The organism is Anabaena lutea FACHB-196, from assembly GCF_014698305.1.
GTDB classification, from domain to species: Bacteria; Cyanobacteriota; Cyanobacteriia; order Cyanobacteriales; family Nostocaceae; genus Anabaena; species Anabaena lutea.
In genome coordinates this window covers 279391-302789 of the sequence record NZ_JACJST010000001.1, presented here as the reverse complement: position 1 = coordinate 302789, position 23399 = coordinate 279391, and the positions used below count along the sequence as shown (strand labels likewise).

The following is a 23399-nucleotide window of genomic DNA, read 5'->3' as shown; positions in this document are numbered from 1 at the left end:
TTTTAAAATGACGCAACTTTTTGAAGACAACAAAGCAAGTGAACAAAGCGAGCAATTTACATCACTAAAAATTAGTGATTGGTTAGTTGCCTATATTTCGGATTTGCTGGAAATTGAACCCGAAGAAGTAGATGTAGAAACTACTTTTGCGCGTTATGGTTTAGATTCATCAGCCGCAGTGATTTTAACAGGAGATTTAGGAAATTGGTTAGAAAAAGAGGTAGAGCCAACAATCATGTATGATTACCCAACAATCGCCAAGTTGGCAGAATATTTGGCTGAATAAAACTAAAGAACTGTAAGAGGATGTTTGAGAAATCATAAACTCAATAACTTCTCTCTTACAAAACAATGCCTTGATTCTGAGATTATTTTACCTTCTCTTGCTATAGCAACGGACAGGACGGTTAGGATACCAACTGAGTATAAAACCTAGATACCAAAAGACTTTTCCGAGTGTTAAGAGTCACCTGCTATATTTAGGGAGATTTGATATTAAACAAGATATGTGACAAACATTTAATAGCCAAAATCAATTAAAACATAAAGCAGCAATAAATCATGATTACTAGCAGTCAAAATTCATCCACATCTCAAGTTAATAAAGTTATCCCTCTCTTGGAAAAGAACTATGGGAATAACCTTGACTCCGACTACACTGAAAAAATAGAAGAATTAGATAGAAACTTTAACTATAGTAGTAACAGCAGTGCTTACTGGAGTGAACCAGAACATTCAATTCTTTATGGTACACCACTCTATGAACAAGCTTCACAATCTCAAAAATTGGCACTCAATCACTTGCATTGGGTTGCATTTTACAAAAGAGTTGCTGATAGTGAAATCGAGACAATTCATTACAATACAATCACAGCAGATTGCCTGATGGCTGCAAATAGTGATTATAAAATGCTTGTGGAACTGTTAGCTCATGAAACTTCCCAAGAACGCCACCACATTCATGCTTTCTACCAAGTAAATTATAAAACAACAAAATCTTTGCTAGGTAAAAAAGCTCTCATTAATCCTGTCTCAGAACAGGCTTCTTTGCATAATCAGAAAAGTTTTAAAGTTTCAAATTATCTATCCTCTGCTGCCAACTTGATAGCGACGATGATGCTCAAAGGCAAAGAGCAATCTAATTCTGAAAATACCAAAGATGGAAAAGATGCCAATAAGCCTGAGTCATTTCCTACCAGTGGCTTTGTGCATGGGTTTTCAGGACAATCAACTCAATCAAGAAAACAGTTTTTTTCTGATAACTGGGGAAGTTATCCATTCTTAGCAGCGAATTTTTATGCTGTGCGCTACATGGCTAATCTACTTCTAAAAAATCACGAATTTGGTATACATAATTACTACAAAAAATTGCAGAAAAACAATGAATTCATCGCGAGTCCCACAGCTATATCTCATTATCATTTTTTAGATGAGTCTTTTCATACAACAACTTCGCTATTTATGGCTAGAGACTTTTATAAGAATTTACCTAAACCATCGACCTATGAAAAATTAATTGCAAATTTAGCTATATTACAGACACAGCAAGAAAATTTTAATGATATCTCTGGAATCTCAACCAGTCGCTTCTTGAGTGATGGTAATGCCATAATTTTTCTTATGAAACTTTTGCAGAGTCCTGTATTTGATATGTCATCTCAGGAAGCAATGCAGTGGATTGAAAAATGCCTATGTCATGAGCATGAAGGATTTCATGTCAATCTGAAGGTACGTAATAAACTGTTATCAGAATTACGTAAGTTTGCAGAGCAACTAGACTACTTGTGGCCTGTAAATCGGGAAATGCGGGTGATGGCTTCAGGAGGTTCAATTAAGAAAGCAATCAAAAATAATATCAAAGCCTTTAATCAGTTTTCTATAGCAATTTAAAAAATGGAAAAAATCGCAATTATAGGAGTTGGTTGCCGTTTTCCAGGTGCTGATAATCCATCATCTTTCTGGGAACTTCTAGCTAATAAAGTAGATGTGATTAGGGAGCTATCATCACGACCTTTTGATTGGGACTCCTTGCATGAGCATTCCGTAGTCCCTACCACTGGCAAATCAAAAAGCATAAAAGGTGGCTTTTTAGAACAAGTAGAGTACTTTGATCCTAATTTTTTTCAAATTTCTCCCAGAGAAGCAGAACGTATAGATCCTCAGCAAAGGTTGCTTTTGGAAGTTGCTTGGGAAAGTTTGGAAAATGCAGGAATATTACCATCTACGGAACTTAGTGGTACTCAAACGGGGGTTTTTTTAGGTGCTACTAACTATGACTACGGTGTCATCTTAGCCAAAGAAAATGCTCAAATTAACGCTTATAATGCAGTTGGCACGAGTTTGGGGATTATTGCTAATCGCTTATCATATTTACTAAATCTACAAGGACCAAGTTTAGTCATAGATACTGCTTGTTCTTCATCACTGGTAGCCATTCATTATGCTTGCCAAAGTTTGTTAAGTGGAGAGTCTAATCTGTGTCTGGCTGGGGGAGTTAACCTAATTTTGTCATCAGAAGCAACAATCTCCCTCTCTCATGCCCAAATGATGGCAGCAGACGGTCGTTGCAAAACCTTTGATGCTGCTGCGGATGGTTATGTCCGGGGAGAAGGATGTGGAGTTGTAGTCCTAAAACGTCTTGCTGATGCACTGAGGGATGGAGACAATATTCAAGGAATTATTAGAGGTTCAGCTGTTAACCAAAATGGACTCAGTAATGGACTGACAGCCCCCAATGGGCCTTCTCAACAAGCAGTTATTCGCCAAGCTTTAGCCAAGGCTGGGGTTAAACCATCACAGATCAGCTATGTCGAGACTCAAGGTACGGCAACACCTTTGGGAGACAGCATTGAGGTGAATTCTCTCAAAGCGGTGCTGATGGAAGGTAGGGAAGTAAATCAACCTTGTTGGATTGGTTCAGTCAAGACAAATATTGGTCATTCGGAAGCAGCTTCTGGGATTGCCGGGTTAATAAAAGTAGTTTTATCGCTACAACATGGTGAGATTCCGGCTCATCTGCATCTTAAAGAGTTAAATCCTTACATTAAAATTAAAAACACTCCTATTCAAATTCCCACAGAACTCCAGCAATGGCCAGCCCAAAAAGAACCTAGATTAGCCGGGGTGAGTGCCTTTGGTTTTGGCGGTACGAATGCTCATGTGATTTTAGAAGAAGCGCCCCCTCAAGTCAAAAATCAAAATTTGCAGGAGCGTTCAAGTCATTTATTAACCATATCTGCAAAAACTGAGCCAGCTTTACAAGCATTGGTCAGTCGCTATCAAAGTCACCTTCAGGCTCATCCAAAACTAGAATTAGCAGATATTTGTTTTACGGCGAAGGTCGGGCGATCGCATTTTCAGCACCGTTTAGCAGTTGTAATTAACTCAAAAGAGCAACTAATCGCACAACTAGCCGCTTTTGAAACAGGAAACCATACTACTGGATTGTTCAGCAATCAAGCAAGTAAAAAGCCGTCGAAAATCGCCTTCCTATTTACTGGAGAAGGCTGCCAGTACATCAACATGGGAAGGCAACTCTACCACACTCAGCCCATCTTCCGCCAAGCCATTGAGCAGTGCAATGAGATATTACGTCCCTATCTGGAACATTCGCTGTTAGAGATACTATATCCTGACCAAGCCGAAGAACAAATTGCATCATTATTATTAGAGCAAACCGCCTATACTCAACCAGCGTTATTTGCCTTTGAATATGCATTGTATCAACTTTGGAAATCTTGGGGTATTCAACCAAATGCAGTCATGGGGCATAATATCGGCGAATATGTTGCAGCAACTGTAGCAGGGGTTTTCAGCTTAGAAGATGCACTCAAACTCATTGCCCATCGTGGAAGATTGATGGCAGAATTTTCAGCCATAGCTAATCAAGTCACATACAATCAGCCGCAAATATCATTAATATCCAACGTTACTGGTAATCTGGCTGATGAGGATATTGCAACAGCACAATACTGGATCAATCATGTATCTGGTGCGGTGCAGTTTGCTAAAAGTATGCAGACATTGCATCAACTTGGGTATAAAGTATTCTTAGAAATTGGTTCAAAGCCCATTTTATTGGGCATGGAGCGTGAATGCCAACTTGCCAATGAGGGTATGTGGCTACCTTCTTTGCTTCCGGGGATGGACGAATGGCAAGTCATGCTCTCTAGTTTAGGGCAGTTGTTTGTAGCCGGAGTCAAAGTAGATTGGTCAGGATTTGACCGTGATTATCAGCGGACAAAAGTTGCACTACCCACATATCCATTTCAAAGAGAGCGATATTGGATTGACACAGGTACTATTCAGCCTCAAAAGCAATCTCTGCCAAAAAAGCTCGAAATAGAACAACAAGCAACAAAAACATCAATTTCCAACCAAAATGCCAAAATCTTACAACAGATAGAAACGGCAGAGTCAAGCGATGCCTTCGGCGAGCGCAGCGATCACTTGACTCTATTAATAACTTATCTTCAGGAGCAAATCGGCAGGATTTTAGGATTTAAAGGCTCTCAATTGCCGAACACAGAGCAAAATTTTTTTGAAATGGGCATGGACTCTCTCATGCTTACGGAATTGCGAAATCAGATTCAAACGGATTTGAATTTAGATATTCCTATTAATATTTTTATGGAAGGGGCAACTATTGTCACCCTATCAACTCAGATCAACCATCAACTAATTCCGATAAATGTTACTCAAACTGTGAAGGCAGAAAGTAATGATCAATTTCAGCTAGTGAACGTCAAAAATAGTGATTGGATTGAGATAGAAATATGATAGTAGAATTTTTACAAGACCTTTCTTTGAAAGGAGTTAAATTAGGACTTAACGGAGAAAAACTACGTATTGGTGGTTCCCAGTCCGTCTTAACTGCTGATGTCATTGCTCAACTACAACAGCACAAAACTGAAATTTTACAGATACTCCATGATTCCCCAGATATTTTAAATGTTTATCCCCTCTCCTATGGCCAACAAGCCATGTGGTTTCTGTGGCAATTAGCACCAGAGAATGGATTTTACAATGTGGCATTTACCTGTCGTATCTGTTCCTCTGTCAATGTTACGACTTTGCAAAAGACTTTCCAGACTTTAATTGAACGTCATCCACAGTTGCGTAGCAGTTTTCCCAAACAAGGTAACAAGTCAGTTCAAAAGATCCATCAAACCCAGTTACCAAACTTTCAGCAGATAAATGCTTCTACTTGGAGCGAGCAGGAACTTCATCAGCAGGTTTTTCAAGAATCCCAACAACCTTTTGACCTGGAAAATGGGTCGGTAATGCGGGTGAGTTTATTTACTCGCTCTGAACAAGAACATATTTTGTTACTAACAGTACATCATATTGCCATTGATGCGTGGTGTCTTCCATTACTGATGGAAGAAATGATCATGACCTATCCTGCCCTAGAGTCAGGGGTTGAGCCACCTCTGACTCCTCTGAAGAACTCCTACATAGATTATGTGCGTTGGCAAAGAGAATTGTTGACAAGTAATCAAGGAGAAAAACTTTGGAACTACTGGCAAAAACAACTGGCTGGAGACTTACCTGTACTCAATTTACCAACAGACAGACCACGACCATCTATACAAACCTATAACGGCGCTTCTCATAGATTCACACTATCTCCAAAGCTGACAGAACAACTCAAACAGTTAGCTCAAAGAGAAGGTGCGACTCAATCTATGGTGCTGCTGGCCGCATTTCAGATTCTCCTCTATCGTTACACAGGACAGGAAGATATTTTAGTTGGTGTTCCTTCTTCCGGTAGAACTAAATCTGAATTTATGCCACTAGTTGGCTACTTTGTTGATCCAGTTGTGGTGCGGGTGAATTTCTCAGAAAGTCCCAGTTTTCAGGAGTTTCTCTCTCAAATTCGCTCCTGCGTATCGGAAGCATTAGTACATCAAGATTTTCCCTTTGCTTTGCTGGTAGAACGATTACAATCAAAACGCGATCCCAGCCGTTCCCCTATATTTCAGGCTTTATTCAACTTTGTTTTGCAAAACTTACGGCAGTTTCCCTATAGCCAGCAACTATTATTAGGTGGTGAAGTAGATCGAGAAGGATTTAAATTAAAACCTTATGAAATGTCCCAGATGGAAGGACAGTTTGATCTAGACTTGATGATGTCAGAAGGAAGTTCAGATCTAGTTGGGTTTTTCCGGTACAACACCGATTTATTTGATGAACAGACTATTGCCCAGATGGCAGGTCATTTCCAAAATTTATTAGCAGGAATTATATCCAATCCCCAGCAAAAAGTTAGTCAACTACCGCTTTTATCTCAAGCAGAACAAGAGCAGATATTAACGGTATGTCAAGACCCTGCTATCAAGGCTCAAAATAATAAATTTATTGATCATGAATGGGCAGATAATTCACCAATTTATGTATTAGATAATCATCAAGAATTGCTTCCTTTTGGTGTAGAAGGAGAGATTTATATTGGTTATATTGGTGATGCCCATTTAAATATAAATCACTCTATCACTGAGGTTCTGGAACATCCTTCACTAGGAAGTTTGTTGAGAACTGGAACATGGGGTCGTTTGCGCCGAGATGGATCTCTAGAGGTGCTGGGATTAATACAAAGGCAAGCCTGGATTGGAGGACACCGGATCAATTTCCAGACAGTAGAGCAAGAGTTACTATCAATTTCTGGTATAGAAGATTGTTATGTTCTGGCGCGGGAAGGGAAACTCGTTGCTTACGTGGTTGGCTCAAAATCCTTATCAAATGAGTCTCTAAATGCTCACTTGCAGGCTAACTTGCTCGGTTATATGTTGCCAGTTGCTTATGTGCAAGTATCTAATTTGCCGTTAACAGCAACAGGGCAAATTGATGAGCAGGTTTTGACATCTTTAGAAGTGATTGATACTAAACTTATAGAAAAATGGCAGCAACAATTAAACAGCCATCCCGAAATTGATCAAGCAGTAGTAATTGCGAGTTCACGTCACACATCTTCACCTCCACCACTCCACTTAGCAAAACTACTACCACCAGGAATAAATAACACAGCAATTTCCTTACCGATTGCTGAAACCGCCTCTGTTGTTGGTCTTGTATCTACAGAAACACCACAATTGACAACACCTGCGATTAGTGATGGTGGTTCGCTGAATATTCCAGAAGATGCTCCCCAAACTTTAACAGCAGCATTAATTCAAACAGCAACTCGATCCAAAAATCAAGGTATTACTTACATCTCTGCAAAAGGCGAACAGGAATTTCAGACATACAGTAACCTATTAGATGAAGCTAAACGCATTCTTAACGGCTTGCGAAATCAAGGCTTGCAACCAGGACAACGAGTTATTCTGCAAATTGCATCTCTGCGAGATTATTTTCCCACTTTATGGGCGTGCATTCTGGGAGGAATTCAGCCTGTAACTGTAGCTGTAGCCCCCACTTACACAGAGAAAAATGCAGTTGTTAATAAGCTATACAATACATGGGAATTACTCGAACACCCATGTATTTTAGCGAGTGATTCTCTAATTGAACCTCTGGAAAATTTGCCCTCATCACTAGCCCTACCAGAATTAAAAATTTCTTCTGTAGGAAAGTTAAGAAACTACTCACCAACCTCAGAAATTTATCCCTGTCGTCCTGATGATGTAGCTTTCTTACAGCTAACCTCTGGTAGTACGGGAGTTCCTAAGTGTATTCAAGAAACTCATCAAGGTATCATCGCTCATATCCATGCAGCTAAACAATTTAATGGATATGAAACTGAAAATGTTAGCCTGAATTGGTTGCCTGTTGACCATGTTGTACCGATATTAACGTGCCACTTCAAAGATACATATTTGGGTTGTCAACAAATCGAAGTAGAAACAGCAGTTATCTTAGCTAACCCCTTAAAATGGTTAGATTTGATGGAGGAATATCGAGTTTCTCACAGTTGGTCACCAAACTTTGGATTTAAGTTAATTAGTGATGCACTGACAAAAACTCCTGGTAAAAATAGGGATCTCTCTTCAGTTAAATTCTTGATGAATGCAGGAGAACAGGTCACTCCTAGAGTTGTACGAGAATTTTTGAATTCCGTTGCACCTTTTGGTATTGCTTCTCAAGTTATGCAACCAGCTTTTGGTATGGCTGAAGTCTGTACTTGTATGACTTATCAAAATCAGTTTAACGAGCAAACTGATATTTATCGAATTAAAAAATCTTCTGTTGGCGGTCAGTTAGAAAAAACAACAGATTCTAGCGTTGATGTGATTGAGTTTATTAACCTTGGTCGTCCAGTTCCGGGAGTGCAAATTCGCATAACTGATGATAAAAATTACCTTTTACCAGAAGGTGTAATCGGGCGTTTTCAGATTAAGGGAAAAGTCGTCACTCCAGGTTATTTAAGTAATCCTCAAGCTAATGCAGAAGCTTTTGTTGGAGATGGTTGGTTTAATTCAGGAGACTTGGGTTTTATTCTGAATGGTCATTTAGTTTTGACCGGACGAGAGAAGGAAGTCATTATCATTAATGGAGCTAATTATTACTGCTATGAAATCGAAGATATTGTCAATAGCATTGCAGGTGTAACTCCCACCTATGCAGGTGCTTGTGCATTCTCAAATCAAAAAACAGGAACTGAAGGATTAGCCATTTTCTTTTCACCGGAAAAAACAGAATCTCAACCTAATTTAGAAGTTATTCAAGCCATCAAAATAGAAGTTGCGGCTCAGTTAGGAATTACTCCTTACTATGTGATTCCTGTAGAAAGTCAGGAATTTCCTAAAACCACAAGTGGCAAAATTCAGCGTTCTCAACTGAGAAAGAAACTAGAGTCTGGTGATTTTAATTCCCTAATTCAAGACATCGACATTCTTCTAGGCAAAAATACAATTCCTGATTGGTTCTATGAGAAAGTTTGGTGTCAAAAACAAGCTCGAATTAATCCTCTTTTAAATGTCAAACAAGCGGTGATAGTCTTTGTTGATGATTTAGGATTAGGACAATCAGTTTGTCAAAGACTGGAAGCTCAAAATTATCCTTGTATTAAAGTTGAGGCAGGAAATAATTTTGCTCATTTGAGCAGTGAACATTATGTGATCAATCCTGCCCATGAAGAAGATTATCACCATTTAATAAAATCATTAATAACTAACAATTATACCATTGGTCATATTTTCCACCTCTGGAATTATGAAACCTATAATGATGGTATTCCCAACCTGGAAACTCTTGAGGTTAGTCAACAAAAAGGACTCTATAGCTTACTGTTTTTAGTGAAAGCAATAGAGAAGTTGCATGAAACAAAAGAGCGTATACAGTTATTGTTTGTAGCTAGTTGCAGTCAATTTATTTTACCAACTGACGCGATTACATATCAAAAAGCAACAGTTTTAGGCTTCCTCAAAACTATCCCACAGGAAATACCTTGGTTAGACTGTCGTCATATTGATCTGCCTATTGCTGCGGTGGAAATTAATAGAACTTATTTACTGGCAGAGTTTTCTGTTTTAATTCCAGAATCGGAAGTTGCTTACAGAAATGGACAAAGGTTAATTCCTCGTCTAAAAAAGACAGATTTTGCAGAACAAGAACAGCAAGAACTTCCTTTTAAACACGGTGGAGTCTATTTAATTACTGGTGGACTTGGAGGCATTGGTGTTAAGATTGCTAAATATCTATTAAAGCATTACCAAGCCCGTTTATTATTAATTGGTCGAACACCTTTACCAGATGAAAGCACTTGGAAGAATTATCAAGAAGGTGAAGATAAACTCTCAGCCAAAATTCAAGCATATCAACAGTTAAGACAACTTCCAGGAACAGTTCTCTATCAAGCTGTTGATATTTGTAATCTGGATGACATGAAACAGACCCTTTATTTGGTATCATCCGAGTGGAATACTCAAATTGATGGAGTAATTCATTTAGCAGGAGGTTTGCCAGAACACCTAATCGCGTCGGAAACGAAAGAAAGTTTAGTCGCTGGCTTGCAACAGAAGGTAATGGGAACTTGGGTACTCCATCACCTGCTGCAAAATCACCAATCTGGTTTTTTCATCCATTTTTCCTCAGTCAATAGTTTCTTTGGGGGTACAGGTGTGGGTGCTTATGCAGCAGCCAATAGTTTTCTAGAAGCCTTTAGTACTTATCAAAGACAACATAGTTCCTGGCAGAGCTATTGCTTGAGTTGGAGTATGTGGGACGAAACGGGTATGAGTCGTGGCTATCCCATGAAAGATTTGAGTAGAGCTAAAGGATTCGATGCTCTTTCGCCCTCCCAAGGAATCGATTCCTTGTTAGTAGCGTTAGCACATCGCTCTAACCATCTTTTCATCGGATTGGATGCTGGCAAGTCGCATATTCAGCGATTTACATTAGATTGTCAAAGTTTACAGCAATTAACAGCCTTATTCACAGCCAACACTCGCGAATTATCCGTTGAGCAATTGCAAGTATGCGATCGCTTTGGTACTCCCACTCGCTGTAATTTCGTCCAACTGGATGAAATGCCTTTGACAGATGCAGGGGAAGTTGACCTCAAACAGTTAACTCATACTTACACGGGATTGAAGGTTTCTGAACAAACAGAACCTCGCAATCAAGTTGAACGTCAGTTAGCTGAAATCTTTAAACAAGTACTAGGTCTGGAAAAAATAAGTATCCATGATAACTTCTTTACACTAGGTGGTCATTCGGTACTAGCAGCGCAAATTGTATCTCAGATACAGGAGACTTTTGGGAGTGATCTGCAACTGTGGGTTCTGTTCCAGTCTTCCACCATTGCAGAATTAGCCCAAATTATTGAAAAGCCGGATCAATCATCAGGAGAACTGGCAAATGGTAACACGGATATTGAAGATGCTCTCAAATCTTATCCCTGCCTAGTCCCCATCAAACCAGGTGGCAGCAAGCAGCCTTTTTTCTGGATTCACCCGATGGCTGGTATAGTCTTTCCCTATTACCCTGTAGTCTATCAGCTTGGTTCTGATCACCCTGTCTATGGGATACAAGCACCAGGATTGCAGGGAGAGAAACAGCCTTTGAGGCGAGTTGAAGACATGGCTGCTTATTACATTGAAGTCATCCGTTCAGTTCAACCTCAAGGCCCCTACTTACTAGCTGGCTGGTCACTAGGAGCCTACATTGTTTATGAAATGGCTGTTCGTCTCAAACAAGCAAATCAGGATGTGGATTTATTGGTACTCTTTGATTCTCCTCCTGATTTGAAAACAGGCTACAAAGCCGAAGATCTCTGGAGAATAGCTGGTTTAATAGTAAGTGTGCCGGATATGTGGCCGTTGATCTACGATTACATTATCCAGGTCAGAGCAACTGAACCATCATCTTTGCAGCAATCCAAAGCTGCTGATCAGACTAAAGGTTTAATCAAAGGGATGCTGTCATTTTTGGGTCATCGTGGTGCTACCCAAAATCCCCAGATCATAAAAAGATGTGAGCAAGTTCGTGTCATACTTCGTCTATGGCAGATAGGGATAGCGAATGGTGACGCTTTATACCGCTATAAAGCACCATCTTATGATGGCAAAGCTATCCTTGTGAAAACAAGTGATATCCAGCTTGACCAAGATGAAACTTGGGGTTGGGGTGAGTTAGTAAAAGGTGGTGTCGATGTACATAACGTACCCGGCAATCATCTTACCTTACTACGACATCCCCATGCGTCTGCGATCGCAGAAATACTAACACGATACCTTGATTGTATCCCCGATACAACCTCTGGTTAGATCTGATTAGAATTGACTAGTGCAGTTCTAGTTTATACCCGATCCTCATTAAAATTCATAAAATGGAGACCTCACAATGACTACATCGTTGAAGTTGCGTAAAGGCTTTAGTTTTGATGAAGCTATCCTGATGACAACTCTGTCTAAGTATGCCTATGATGTTTTTCAGTATGATGATAGCAGTGTTGACGATGTAGAGCTAAAGACAGTTTACCAGGCTCTTTATAAAAACCAGGGATGGCAGTTAGTCCACACCATTCGTAACGACCAGGCCAATACTCGGGGACTAATTCTCAAAAATACGCAATCGGGAGTGGCACATCAGTACGCAATTGCCTTCCGAGGTTCAGCAGGTATTGATAAAGGAGCCGTCAACTTGGATAATGTAGTTTCTGATGTAGATTGGAAACTGACAGATTACGGCTCTTTGTCTGTCCAACGTGCAAAAGTCGTGCGCGGGTTTCATCTGGCCTTTGAGTCAGTGGCTGATGAAATTCAATGCTTCTTCAGAACTCTGCGGGGCGAGTTAAAATCAGCAGATTTACGGTATCTCCATGATTTACCACCCCTGCGAAAATTTGCCTGCATCACCGCTATGATAGATGCGGGAGCAATTCTACTGGGTACAGAGTTTGAACAACAAACTCAAGATTTAATTGCGAAAGTGCTTGCTGACGGTGAAGTGGATAACGATGAAGAACTAGAGAAAATTTTTCAATTTGTAGAAGAGGAGCTTGTATCTAAGCAATCACCCTTAACAGAAACCATAGAGGTATGGTCAACAGGTCACAGTTTGGGTGGCTCGATGTCTGAACTGGCTGCTCTGGCTCTGCGACGCTGGTTCGGTTCTGTTGCATCTGGGGGATTGCTGATCAAAGTTTATGCGATCGCCGCCTGTAAAATTGGAAATCAAGCGTTTGTAGATTTCTACAACCAGCAAATAGGAGCAGAACTGAGCTATCGCATCGAAAATACATTGGATAATATTCCAACTATTCCCCTCAATCCTCCCCTCCCGATTTCTGCGATCGCTCCTGAAGGACTACAGATCGGTAATTTTTTCATTGGTGAATATGCTAACGGTGGGGAAGCGATTACAGTGACGGGATTCGGTAGTGGTCAAAGCGCGTCTATATCCTTTGGCGGACTTTTCAGTATCCCGTTTAGTGTTCCCTTTCCACACAGCCCTGAAACTTATATTGAATTATTGCAGGAGCAGCAAAAATTTTGGAGTCAGTTAGCTCGTCCCGTGAAAGATATTGCACGTCCTTTTTTGGTCGAAATACTGCGTGATGAAAATAAAATAGATGTAGAACTCGATCGAAATACCAGCAGCGTCCATAGTAATGAAGATATAACTATCATCAAGTAAAAGAGACTGAGAATGAGGAATTGGATCAAATTTTTGACTCTAATTCCTCCCATATTTTAGGAACTCTTCTAGTCACCAAGGTTTACAGACTTTTCTGTGCAGACAAGTGCAATATCATTGAATACAGATGTCTAATATCGTGTTCGGTTAAAGACTTATAGTTAGGGCTGACGCGGGGACGCGGGGACGGGGAAAGTTTTTTTAATTAAGTAATTAAGCGAACATGATATAAAACCCTTGCTTTTTCACCATAAATAACTAGACATCTGGTGAAAAATATTGTAGAGCCGAGAATCCCTACCCAGGTCACGTCTCTACAAGGGTTCTAGGATACGCATATTTCATTTTTGGAGATATCTACTGTATAAATTTCAGAACTAATCAACCAACTCTTGATTTTTCAATCTCTGTGACAGCTAGATTCAATTTCTATACTTATTCAGCAAGCATTGAGGTAATGAGCATTATGTCAAATAATCTGATTTCCAACCAATCCGTGTTAGCGTTTGATGGACAAGATGATTACCTACTTATTCCCAACCAAAATGCTATTAACTTTGATCAAAATCAAAATTTCTGCATCGAACTGTGGTTAAAAGTTGGCACAATTGAACCCGGAGCTAATACGATTTTTGATGTCAACATTATTGAAAAATGGCAAGGCAGTGCTTTTCCCTATTCTATTCGTTATAGTTCTAGCAAGGGAACAGTCTATGGCTCTCGCTATGATGGAAAAAATCCCTCGCTTTCCTCGAAAATAGTGGTTAATGACGAAAAATTTCATCATGTAGCTTTTGTGAAACAAGACTCCCAATTGTTCTTGTATGTTGATGGTATTGAACAAAGCCAAACCCAAGATACAACAATTCAATCTACACAAAATAGTTCTCCTCTATATGTAGCGGCGGGTACTTCTATCAGCAAAGGAGGAGGAACTCGACGTTTTTTCGCAGGACAAATTGCTGATCTTCGCCTGTGGAATATTCCTCGCACGCTAGAAGAAATTCAGCAAAATATGAACTCGCGTTTGGTGGGAAATGAGCCAGGATTAGTCGGTTATTATCCCTTGAATGGGGATGGTAATGATAAAACTAGCAATGCTAATCATGGCACAATTAACGGTGCTACTTGGAAGCAAGAAGAACTGCCAATTCAAGCGGCAGTCAATGATGAAGTAGCTACTCAGTCGCCAGGATCTAAGTTTGCCAAAGTCGGTTCCATAGGTGGCTCAATATCAGGGATAGATTTTAAATTGTTACCTGACAACACAGCCTCAAAATCACGCTTAAAAAGCGTTTTGCTGAATGAAGCTTGGGCAATTAGTAGACTTCAAGTAGAATACGAAAATATCATCTCTACTTCTGCGGAAACTTATTTTTCAGCAATAGTTGGAAGTGGTGGCGGTAACAGAAAAGAAGTCTCTATACAACCAGGAGATTATCTTACTAAAATAAGTGGAACTTGGGGACGGCAAGCACCAGGATATCCTAAAGAAGAAATTATCACCATCCAATTTGAAACCAAAAAAGGCATTAAATCTCCAATCTTCGGCGGAGGCAGCGGAAGAACAGAAGTCGAACCTTTTGTTTTAGAAGCTCCAGAAGGGCAAGAAATTATTGGTTTTTTTGGTTCTCATGGCGGTTCCCAGGATTTGTTAGTGCGCTTGGGAATTTATTGCCAACCGATTCTACCAGTAACGTTGGAAAATTTCCAATCTGTGCTGACCTTTGATGGGATAAATGATAATCTTACCCTGCCTAAAGGTTTTCCCACTATTGACAAGGCAATCACCATCGAATTTTGGGCTAAAGGAGAAAATAGTGTTACAGAATCCACCAGTGTTATTGAAGCTCATAATGCCCAGAATTCTCGCGTTTTAAATGTTCATTTACCTTGGGGAAATTCTTGGATTTTTTGGGATGCTGGTAATGAAAATGGGTATAATCGCATCGACAAAGGAGTTAAATTAGAAGAATATAATAGCTGGATACATTGGGCTTTTGTCAAAGATGTTACCACCGGAAAAATGTACATTTATCGCCAGGGAGAAATCTGGCATCAAGGTGAGGGAAATACAAAAACTTTAAGCGGAATTGAAAAATTTGTTATTGGGTCTTATGTAATTGGTAGTAACTATTGGAAAGGCTCTTTAACAGAATTTCGTATCTGGAATACTGCACGAACGCAAACAGAAATCAAGCAAAATATGAACTCCCGTCTGGCGGGAAATGAGTCAGGATTAGTCGGTTATTATCCCTTGAATGGGGATGTTAATGATAAAACTAGCAATGCTAATCACGGCACAATTAATGGTGCTATTTGGCAGCAAGAAGAACTCCCTTTCCTATTAGAACCAGCAATTACGGTTACACCCCCTCAACCCACACCAGTTATACCACCTCAACCGACTTCTGGAAGTGAACCATCTAAATTAGAACCAGCGATTATTTCTAGCAAATCATCTGTTTTACAATTTGATGGTCAGGATGATTATGTAGAAGTTCCTTACAGTCAATCCCTTAATCCTAATGTATTTACTGTTTCTGCTTGGGTAAAAGTTGTTGGAGGTGAGGGAACTTGGCGTTCTGTGATTACATCCCGTGATGCAAGTCCCTTATCAAAAGGTTATATTATCTACGCAGGAGATAATAATAAGTGGCAGGCTTGGGTTGGTAATGATACACAGGCTTGGGAAATTGTTGCTGGTTTAGACGTAATTCTTAATGCTTGGACTCATATAGCAACTACCTATGATGGCAAACAACTGAAACTTTATGTCAATGGAACAGAAGTTTGCAGCAAAAATGTAGGTTACGCACTTAATACCCAATGTCCTTTGCGAATCGGTGCTGGTTTCACCGAAGCAAATCCGCAATATTTCTATCCTGGTCAAATTGCAGAAGTTGGTGTGTGGAATAAAGCCCTGACAGTGATAGAAATTCAGGCAAAGATGAATCAGCATCTGACAGGAAATGAGGATGGTTTAGTTGCTTATTTGCCCTTGAATGAAGGTTCGGGTAATGTCGCTACTGACAAGACAGGTAAAGGCAATAATGGCACAATTAATGGTGCTATTTGGAAGCAAGAAGAACTGCCTTTCAAATTAGAACCAGCGATTATAGTTGCACCCCCTCAACCGACTTCTGGAGGTGAATCATCTAAATTTACCCTCCCCGATAAAATAGCACTGCAAGCTAATAATGGTCAGTATGTCTGTGCCGAAGCAGGTGGCGGAGGTAAAGTAGTAGCTAATCGCTCTCAGATTAATGCTTGGGAAACTTTTAAAGTTCATAATTTAGGCAATAACCAAATAGCACTGCAAGCTAATAATGGTCAGTATGTCTGTGCTGAAGCAGGTGGCGGAGGTGAAGTAGTAGCTAATCGACCAACCCGATCAACTTGGGAGACTTTTGTCTATGTTGATCGATCTAATCTTTCTACTTCAGTGAAGACAACTGGAGGTGAAACTCCCCAACCCATACTAGTTATACCACCTCAAGCGACTTCTGGAAGTGAACCATCTAAATTAGAACCAGCGATTATTTCTAGCAAATCATCTGTTTTACAATTTGATGGTAAGGATGATTATATAGAAGTTCCTTACAGTCAATCCCTTAATCCTAATGTATTTACTGTTTCCGCTTGGGTAAAAGTTGTTGGAGGTGAGGGAACTTGGCGTTCTGTGATTACATCCCGTGATGCAAGCCCCTTATCAAAAGGTTATATTATCTACGCAGGAGATAATAATAAGTGGCAGGCTTGGGTTGGTAATGATACACAGGCTTGGGAAATTGTTGCTGGTTTAGACGTAATTCTTAATGCTTGGACTCATATAGCAACTACCTATGATGGCAAACAACTGAAACTTTATGTCAATGGAACAGAAGTTTGCAGCAAAAATGTGGGTTACGCACTTAATACCCAATGTCCTTTGCGAATCGGTGCTGGTTTCACCGAAGCAAATCCGCAATATTTCTATCCTGGTCAAATTGCAGAAGTTGGTGTGTGGAATAAAGCCCTGACAGTGACAGAAATTCAGGCAAAGATGAATCAGCATCTGACAGGAAATGAGGATGGTTTAGTTGCTTATTTGCCCTTGAATGAAGGTTCGGGTAATGTCGCTACTGACAAGACAGGTAAAGGCAATAATGGCACAATTAATGGTGCTATTTGGAAGCAAGAAGAATTGCCAATTAAAGTAGCAACTCAGCCGCCCGTCTCTAAGTTTGTCAAAGTTGGTACCAAAGGTGGCTCAATATCAGCGACAGATTTTGAATTTTTACCTAAAGATACAGCCCCAAAATCACGATTAAAAACATTATTTATCAATGCACTTTGGCCAATTTGCTCGCTTCAGGTTGAATATGAAAATATTGCCTCTAGTTCTGGAGAAACCTATCGTTCAGCCTTAGTTGGCAATAGCTTAGGTACAGAAGGAGAATTTTCCCTACAACCAGGAGATTATCTCATCAAAGTAAGCGGAACTTGGGGAAGTCAAGCACCAGGATATCCCAAAGAAGAGATTATCACCATCCAATTTGAAACTAAAAAAGGAGTTAAATCGCCAGTTTTTGGGGGGAAAAGTGGAAAACAAGAAATTGTTGAAGCTTTCGTTTTTGAAGCACCAGAAGGGCAGGAAATTATCGGCTTTTTCGGCTCTCATGGGGGACCGCAAAATTTTTTAGTGCGCTTGGGGATTTATTGCCAACCGATATCTATTCCTGAAAATCAGCAACCAAGTGAACCAGTAAAACCTCCTGAATCCTCAGTTATTCCTGAGAATCGACAACCCAGACAACCAGTACAACCTCCTGAACCCTCAGTTATTCCTGAAAATCGACAACCCAGTCAACCAGTCTTGAAGTTGCGTAAAGGCTTTAGTTTTGATGAAGCTATCCTGATGGCAAATCTTTCTAAATATGCCTTTGATTTTTTCGAGTATGATGATGACAGTGTTGACGATGAAGAGCTAAAGAAATTTTACAAGGCTACCTATAAGAATCAGGGATGGGAGTTAGTTCACACCATCCGTAATGATGACACGAATATTCGGGGACTAATTCTCAAAAATACTCAATCGGGAGTTGCTCATCAGTACGCAGTTTCCTTACGAGGCACATCCGTTAATGATAAAGGTACGGTCAACTTGGATAATATAGTTTCTGATGTAGATTGGAAACTAATTGATTACGGCTCGTTGGCTGTGCAAAAGGCAAAAGTTGTGCAAGGGCTTCATCTGCCCTTTGAGTCAGTAGCTGATGAAATTCAATACTTCTTCAAGACTCTGCGGGGTGAGCTAAAACCCTCAGATTTCCGCCGGCTCAATCACTTACCTCCCCTGCGGAAATTCGCCTGCATTACTGCTTTGGCTAATGCGGGAGCAATACGACTGGGATCAGAGTTTGAGCAACAAGCTCAAGATTTAGTTGCGAAAGTCATTGCTGACGGTGAAATTGATAACAATGAAGAACTGGAGAAAATTTTACAATTTTTTGAGGAGCAGCTTTTATCTAAGCTATCACCGTTAACTGAACCTATAGAGGTATGGTCAACTGGTTTCGGCTTGGGTGGAGCCTTGAGCCAAGTCGTTGGTTTATCGCTACGACGTTGGTTCGGCTCTGTTCAAGCTGGGGGATTTCTGATCAAAGTTTATGCGATCGCATCACCTAAAATTGGTAATCAACAATTTGTAGATTACTATAACAAGCAAATAGGCGCAGACCTTAGTTATCGCATCGAAAATGCTTTAGATATAGTTCCCACATATCCTTACGATCCTCCCTTCCCCATCTCTGCGATCGCTCCTGAAGGACTACAGGTCGGAAACACTTACATTGGCAAGTATGCTAACGGTGGCGAAGCGATTACAGTGATGGGATTAGGTAGTGGTCAAAGCGCGTCAATCTCCCTTGGCGGACTTTTCCGTATCCCGTTTAGCGTTCCCTTTCCACACAGCCCAGAAACTTATATTGAATTATTGGAGGAGCAGCAAAAATTTTGGAGTGAGTTGACTCGTCCTGTCAAGGATATTGCACGTCCTTTTCTGCTCGAACTGCTACGTGATCAACAGAGATAAATATGTCAATCCCGCTCAAAAAATTAGCGACTTAAATGGTAATAAAAATACCAGCAGCGTCAATAGTGATGAAGAGATAACTATCATCAAGTAAACGAGACTGGGGATGAGGGATTGTTGAAGCAAATTTTTTGCTCTAATTCCTATCCTGTTTTAGGAATTCTTCCAGTCTCTGTTACCAGAGCCGCATTTCTTTCACTACCAAAATCTGTATTTTTTGGTGGTGGACTTCGTTGTTTCATACCTTATACTACTCTTATGAATTTTATACTTAAAAATGAAACACAGTACAGTACCATTACCAGATAATCTTGCCGCTATTGCTAACCACAGCCAGCCGCCTGGGAAACTTTGGTCACGTCGCTTGACTATTTTAAATTCGTTTTTCTCGTTCGCCATCCTCCTGGTCTGGGACTGGCTAACTCGGCGCTTGCTACGGAATCAGCAGCTACGAGCCAAAATCTTAGTGCAGAAGCTGATTCAGTTAGGTCCAACATTCATTAAGTTGGGACAAGTACTTTCTTGTCGTCCCGATCTTATACCACCTATTTATGTGGACGAACTTGCAAGTCTGCAAGACCAATTGCCTCCCTTCCCTAATGATCAAGCTTATAAGGTAATAGAAGAAGAACTCGGATGTCCCTATGACCAAATCTATGCCGAACTGAATCCTGAACCTGTAGCATCAGCTTCTTTAGGACAAGTTTACAAAGGAAAACTCCAGACAGGTGAAATCGTTGCTGTCAAGGTGCAACGTCCTGGAATCATCGATATTCTTGTTCTAGATATTTACTTGCTACAGCAATTATCAACTTGGATACAAAAAAATATTTCATTCATCCACACCAATATTAGAGCTTTGACCGATGAACTTGCTAATAGTATTTTTAAAGAAATGGACTATGTTCAAGAAGGTTTAAATGCCCAGAAATTTGCTCAACTCTACGGTAATTTGCCGCAAATTTATGTACCACGTATTTATTTAAAATACACCACGAGCCGAGTCCTGACAATGGAGTGGGTCAATGGCACAAAAATCACTTCAACAAAGGTAATTCGCACCCAAGGATTAGAGCCTGCTGATTTAATTTCTCTAGAATTTAAATTTTCTTTACAACAACTCCTCAACGGTGGGTTTTTTCATGCTGATCCTCACCCTGGTAATATACTAATAACTCCTGATGGGAAATTAGCTTACCTGGATTTTGGCATGATGAGCGAAGTTGAACCAGAGACGCGTGACTTTTTGATAGTCTTCTTTTTACATTTAATAGCTGGTGATTTTGCAGCCCTTGCTGAAGACCTTGTTTTATTAGATTTTCTACCCCCACAAACTGACTTAGTTCCCTTAATTCCCAAACTGGCTCTGATGTTTGGCAATATTCGGGAAACTACTCTCGCTGAATTTGGCTTCAAGCAAATTTTTGAGAAGCTATTAAGTTTAATTTACGAATATTCCTGGCAAATTCCTAAATTCTACGTGTTGGTTTTTCGATGCTTTGCCACCATAGAAGGAATAGCTCTCAAATTTAATCCTGATTTTCAGGCTTACAAAGTCGGATATCCTTATATTGCACAATGGTTATTAACCAAGCAATCGCCCCTATTATGGAATGCCCTCAAAAATTTATTGTTGAACAACAAGACTATCCAATGGGAGCTAGTGTCAGATTTATTAAATAATATTTCTCAAAGTGATGATTTTAACCTCCACCTGATATCAGAGCGAATGTTAGAGTTTTTATATTCTCCTCAAGGAAATTCAGTACGTTATGCGCTAGTTGAAGAAGTTGTTACCAATCTAGAAAATCTCTCAAACGAGTCTTTTGAAGAGATGATGTTTTGGACGACAGCAATAATTAGTCCTTTCCCTTCCCCGACAAGACTAAATAAAAGTTGGCAGAATATCCAGCAATTTCTAGGTAAATTTTTACTCATTACCCCTTTTAATTTTCTCTCTATCTATGAATTATCTAAACTGTTTTTGCGACCAGAAGCCCAGAGTTTAAGACAGGAAATACTTAATCAATTAGGAAGGCGAAAATTAATGCGTTCCATCCAAATCTAAGAGGATGTCTGAAAAGTTTTGAGAAGGTGATTTTGATTACGCCAGTTGCTTAAACATTAAACGAATCATAGCTACATAAATAAAAGCCTCTGTTGTTTCAGGTAAAATCTCATAGTCCTTTATCTTGTGGATTACAATAGAATGAGAATTGTTGTGATGTTTCTTATTAGCTAAAGTGTCAGACTCCCTATCTTTGCGCGATCATTACCTCGTATTAATTGATCAAATTGTTGAAACCACTCTCAAGGGTAAAATTAGCTCTGTAGAGCAGGTATATCAAATATTACTCAAAGGTATCACGAACGGTACAGGGGAAGTGTTTGAGTTAGCTTTGAGCGATCGCTTGAATACTATTCAAACCCAAGTGGACAACGAACCAGACGAACTCAAAAAATCTAAGGCTACACGCAGCTTAAGAGCCATTAAAACCATTCAAACACAATGGCAACGCTGGCAAGAACAAAATAAAGCTACAGAAGTTATAATTTTGGCAGTCCGCGAAATCACTATTGCCAGAAATGATGAGCGTTTAGGGGTATTCTTGCGTTTGATTGATCCTAATCAAAAACATACCTTAAATTTATCCCAATTACAGCAGTTAGCCAAATCCTTACAGCAATTTGGTGCAGCTAATGCCGATTTAGCGGAAATATCCACAGGAATTACGCGTGGTGTTGCTTCTTGGCAGCGAATTCAAGAAAACCTACTGAGTTGGATGTATGAACAAAAAGGTTCTCTAGGATTTGGTGGTGTACCGGGAGAACGTGGCCCTTGGGCAAGTTGGGCAAAGTTAGTCAAAAGCGAACTTCCCGCAGCATTTTTCCGCACCTTAGCACTTGAGCAATCTGCAATTGAATTTATTCAACAGCAACAGCAAATCACCCTGACCAATTGGGTAGAACTAGCAATAGTTTTACAGTTCCTACAACGGGGGTTAATTAGCTGGTTTGATCAACAAGCTTATGATATCCAAGCTGGCCCCAAATTATCCATATCTACATTTTTGACCTTTGCCGTCATTTGGAGTCAATTAGCGATCGCTTTTCAAACCCAAGCACTAGCATACAGCAATGGAGCTTCACAAATCATGCTCCAAATTCTGAGAACCTTTGCCCAGCGTCCTTATTTCCCTCTCTACGGTGGGATTTTTGCTTCCTTTTCTGGTAGTTCTTTGCGAGATGCTCTCGATTATTTAGATGAACCCTTGCGTTCTGTAGAAGGAACACAGGAAAAAGCCCGAATTTTGACTCTTTTAGGTTACTCTCAACGAGCTTTAGGCAAATATCCCCGCTCGATTAATTTTCATCAGCAAGCTTTGGAAATAGCCAGAAATGCCAAAGATAGCTCTTGTGAAATTGCCAATCTCAACCACCTCAGTCGTACCTACGTCCAAGAAAAAAATTATGCCGAAGCAATTAACTATAGTCAAAGAGCATTAATCTTAAGTAGGCAAGCAGGTGACAAAACTGGAGAAGCCAACGCCTTGGTAAATCTAGGTTACAGCGAAGTTATGCAAGCCCAACAGTTGGAAAACATCGAACCAGAAGTATATGAATCAGCAATTAATTATCTAGAACAAGGTTTAAAGTTAGCAGAAAAATTAGGCGATATTCAAAGTCAAGCTTTATGTTTTAGCAGTTTAGGAATTGCCTATTTAGTAATAGAACAATACGAAGCGGCTATTAAATATTTAGAAGTAGGTTTTAAAACAGCACAAGTTTCTGGTGATTTGTATCTCCAAGGGCGGAATTTAGCTTATTTAGCAGAAGCTTATTATCATCTTCAAAATTCCGATAAAGCCATTTATACTGGTAGTTTAGGAATGTATCTACTAGAGCAAATCTCTTCCCACGAGTGGCGACAAGCCGCAGGTTTATTAACAATAATCAAAGGACAAATTGGGGCTGATAAATTCCAAGTTCTATTACAACAAAATCGCCCGAAAATGATTTCTGTGATTGGTGTAGATGGCTATGATCATCTTCCCAACTTGTTAGAAAAATACAAGGAAAATATGTAATACCGTGAAGATGCGCCTAACTATTTTGGAACATAGCGAATTATATTGAGAAAACCTCTGCGTACCTTTGCATTAACCTCCGCGTACCTTTGCGTTGAAAAAAGATAGGATTTGCCGCAACTATTGCTACACCATGCAAGCTATCACATACAATT

At 39.9% G+C, this 23399-nt stretch carries 8 protein-coding genes; all 8 read left to right on the top strand.

From position 1 onward, the window contains the following. Positions 1-7: 7 nt before the first annotated feature. The 8 genes from H6G59_RS01280 to H6G59_RS01220 all read left to right on the top strand — a co-directional run bounded on the left by H6G59_RS01280 (position 8) and on the right by H6G59_RS01220 (position 23244). The gene (locus H6G59_RS01280; protein WP_190711360.1) at positions 8-286 is read left to right on the top strand and encodes a phosphopantetheine-binding protein; all 279 of its coding nucleotides are present in this window, start codon (positions 8-10) and stop codon (positions 284-286) included. A gap of 275 nt (positions 287-561) precedes the next feature. Continuing rightward, positions 562-1890 (top strand): hypothetical protein, encoded by a 1329-nt coding sequence (locus H6G59_RS01275; RefSeq protein ID WP_190711359.1) that lies wholly within the window; start codon positions 562-564, stop codon positions 1888-1890. Positions 1891-1893: 3 nt separating this feature from the next. Then, complete coding sequence (locus tag H6G59_RS01270; protein WP_190711358.1) at positions 1894-4779, top strand: type I polyketide synthase; 2886 nt, start codon at positions 1894-1896, stop codon at positions 4777-4779. Further along, positions 4776-11708, top strand: coding sequence for an SDR family NAD(P)-dependent oxidoreductase (locus tag H6G59_RS01265; RefSeq protein ID WP_190711357.1), 6933 nt, complete (start codon positions 4776-4778; stop codon positions 11706-11708). Before H6G59_RS01270 ends, H6G59_RS01265 begins: the two co-directional genes overlap by 4 nt. A 76-nt stretch (positions 11709-11784) precedes the next feature. Beyond that, a complete protein-coding gene (locus H6G59_RS01260) occupies positions 11785-13080 on the top strand; it encodes a lipase family protein (RefSeq protein WP_190711356.1) in 1296 nt (431 codons plus the stop codon). 466 nt (positions 13081-13546) lie between these two features. Next, positions 13547-19156, top strand: coding sequence for a LamG-like jellyroll fold domain-containing protein (locus H6G59_RS27020; RefSeq protein WP_199331879.1), 5610 nt, complete (start codon positions 13547-13549; stop codon positions 19154-19156). Between the two features lie 277 nt (positions 19157-19433). Next, positions 19434-21224, top strand: coding sequence for an ABC1 kinase family protein (locus H6G59_RS01225; RefSeq protein ID WP_190711355.1), 1791 nt, complete (start codon positions 19434-19436; stop codon positions 21222-21224). 175 nt (positions 21225-21399) lie between these two features. Continuing rightward, a complete protein-coding gene (locus H6G59_RS01220; protein WP_190711354.1) occupies positions 21400-23244 on the top strand; it encodes a tetratricopeptide repeat protein in 1845 nt (614 codons plus the stop codon). Positions 23245-23399 lie beyond the last annotated feature (155 nt).

Bases quoted from the DNA above. Each gene is read 5' to 3' on its own strand.
- H6G59_RS01265 (WP_190711357.1), top strand. From the start codon at position 4,776: ATGATAGTAGAATTTTTACAAGACCTTTCTTTGAAAGGAGTTAAATTA.
- H6G59_RS01280 (WP_190711360.1), top strand. From the start codon at position 8: ATGACGCAACTTTTTGAAGACAACAAAGCAAGTGAACAAAGCGAGCAA.
- H6G59_RS01275 (WP_190711359.1), top strand. From the start codon at position 562: ATGATTACTAGCAGTCAAAATTCATCCACATCTCAAGTTAATAAAGTT.
- H6G59_RS27020 (WP_199331879.1), top strand. From the start codon at position 13,547: ATGTCAAATAATCTGATTTCCAACCAATCCGTGTTAGCGTTTGATGGA.
- H6G59_RS01270 (WP_190711358.1), top strand. From the start codon at position 1,894: ATGGAAAAAATCGCAATTATAGGAGTTGGTTGCCGTTTTCCAGGTGCT.
- H6G59_RS01260 (WP_190711356.1), top strand. From the start codon at position 11,785: ATGACTACATCGTTGAAGTTGCGTAAAGGCTTTAGTTTTGATGAAGCT.
- H6G59_RS01225 (WP_190711355.1), top strand. From the start codon at position 19,434: ATGAAACACAGTACAGTACCATTACCAGATAATCTTGCCGCTATTGCT.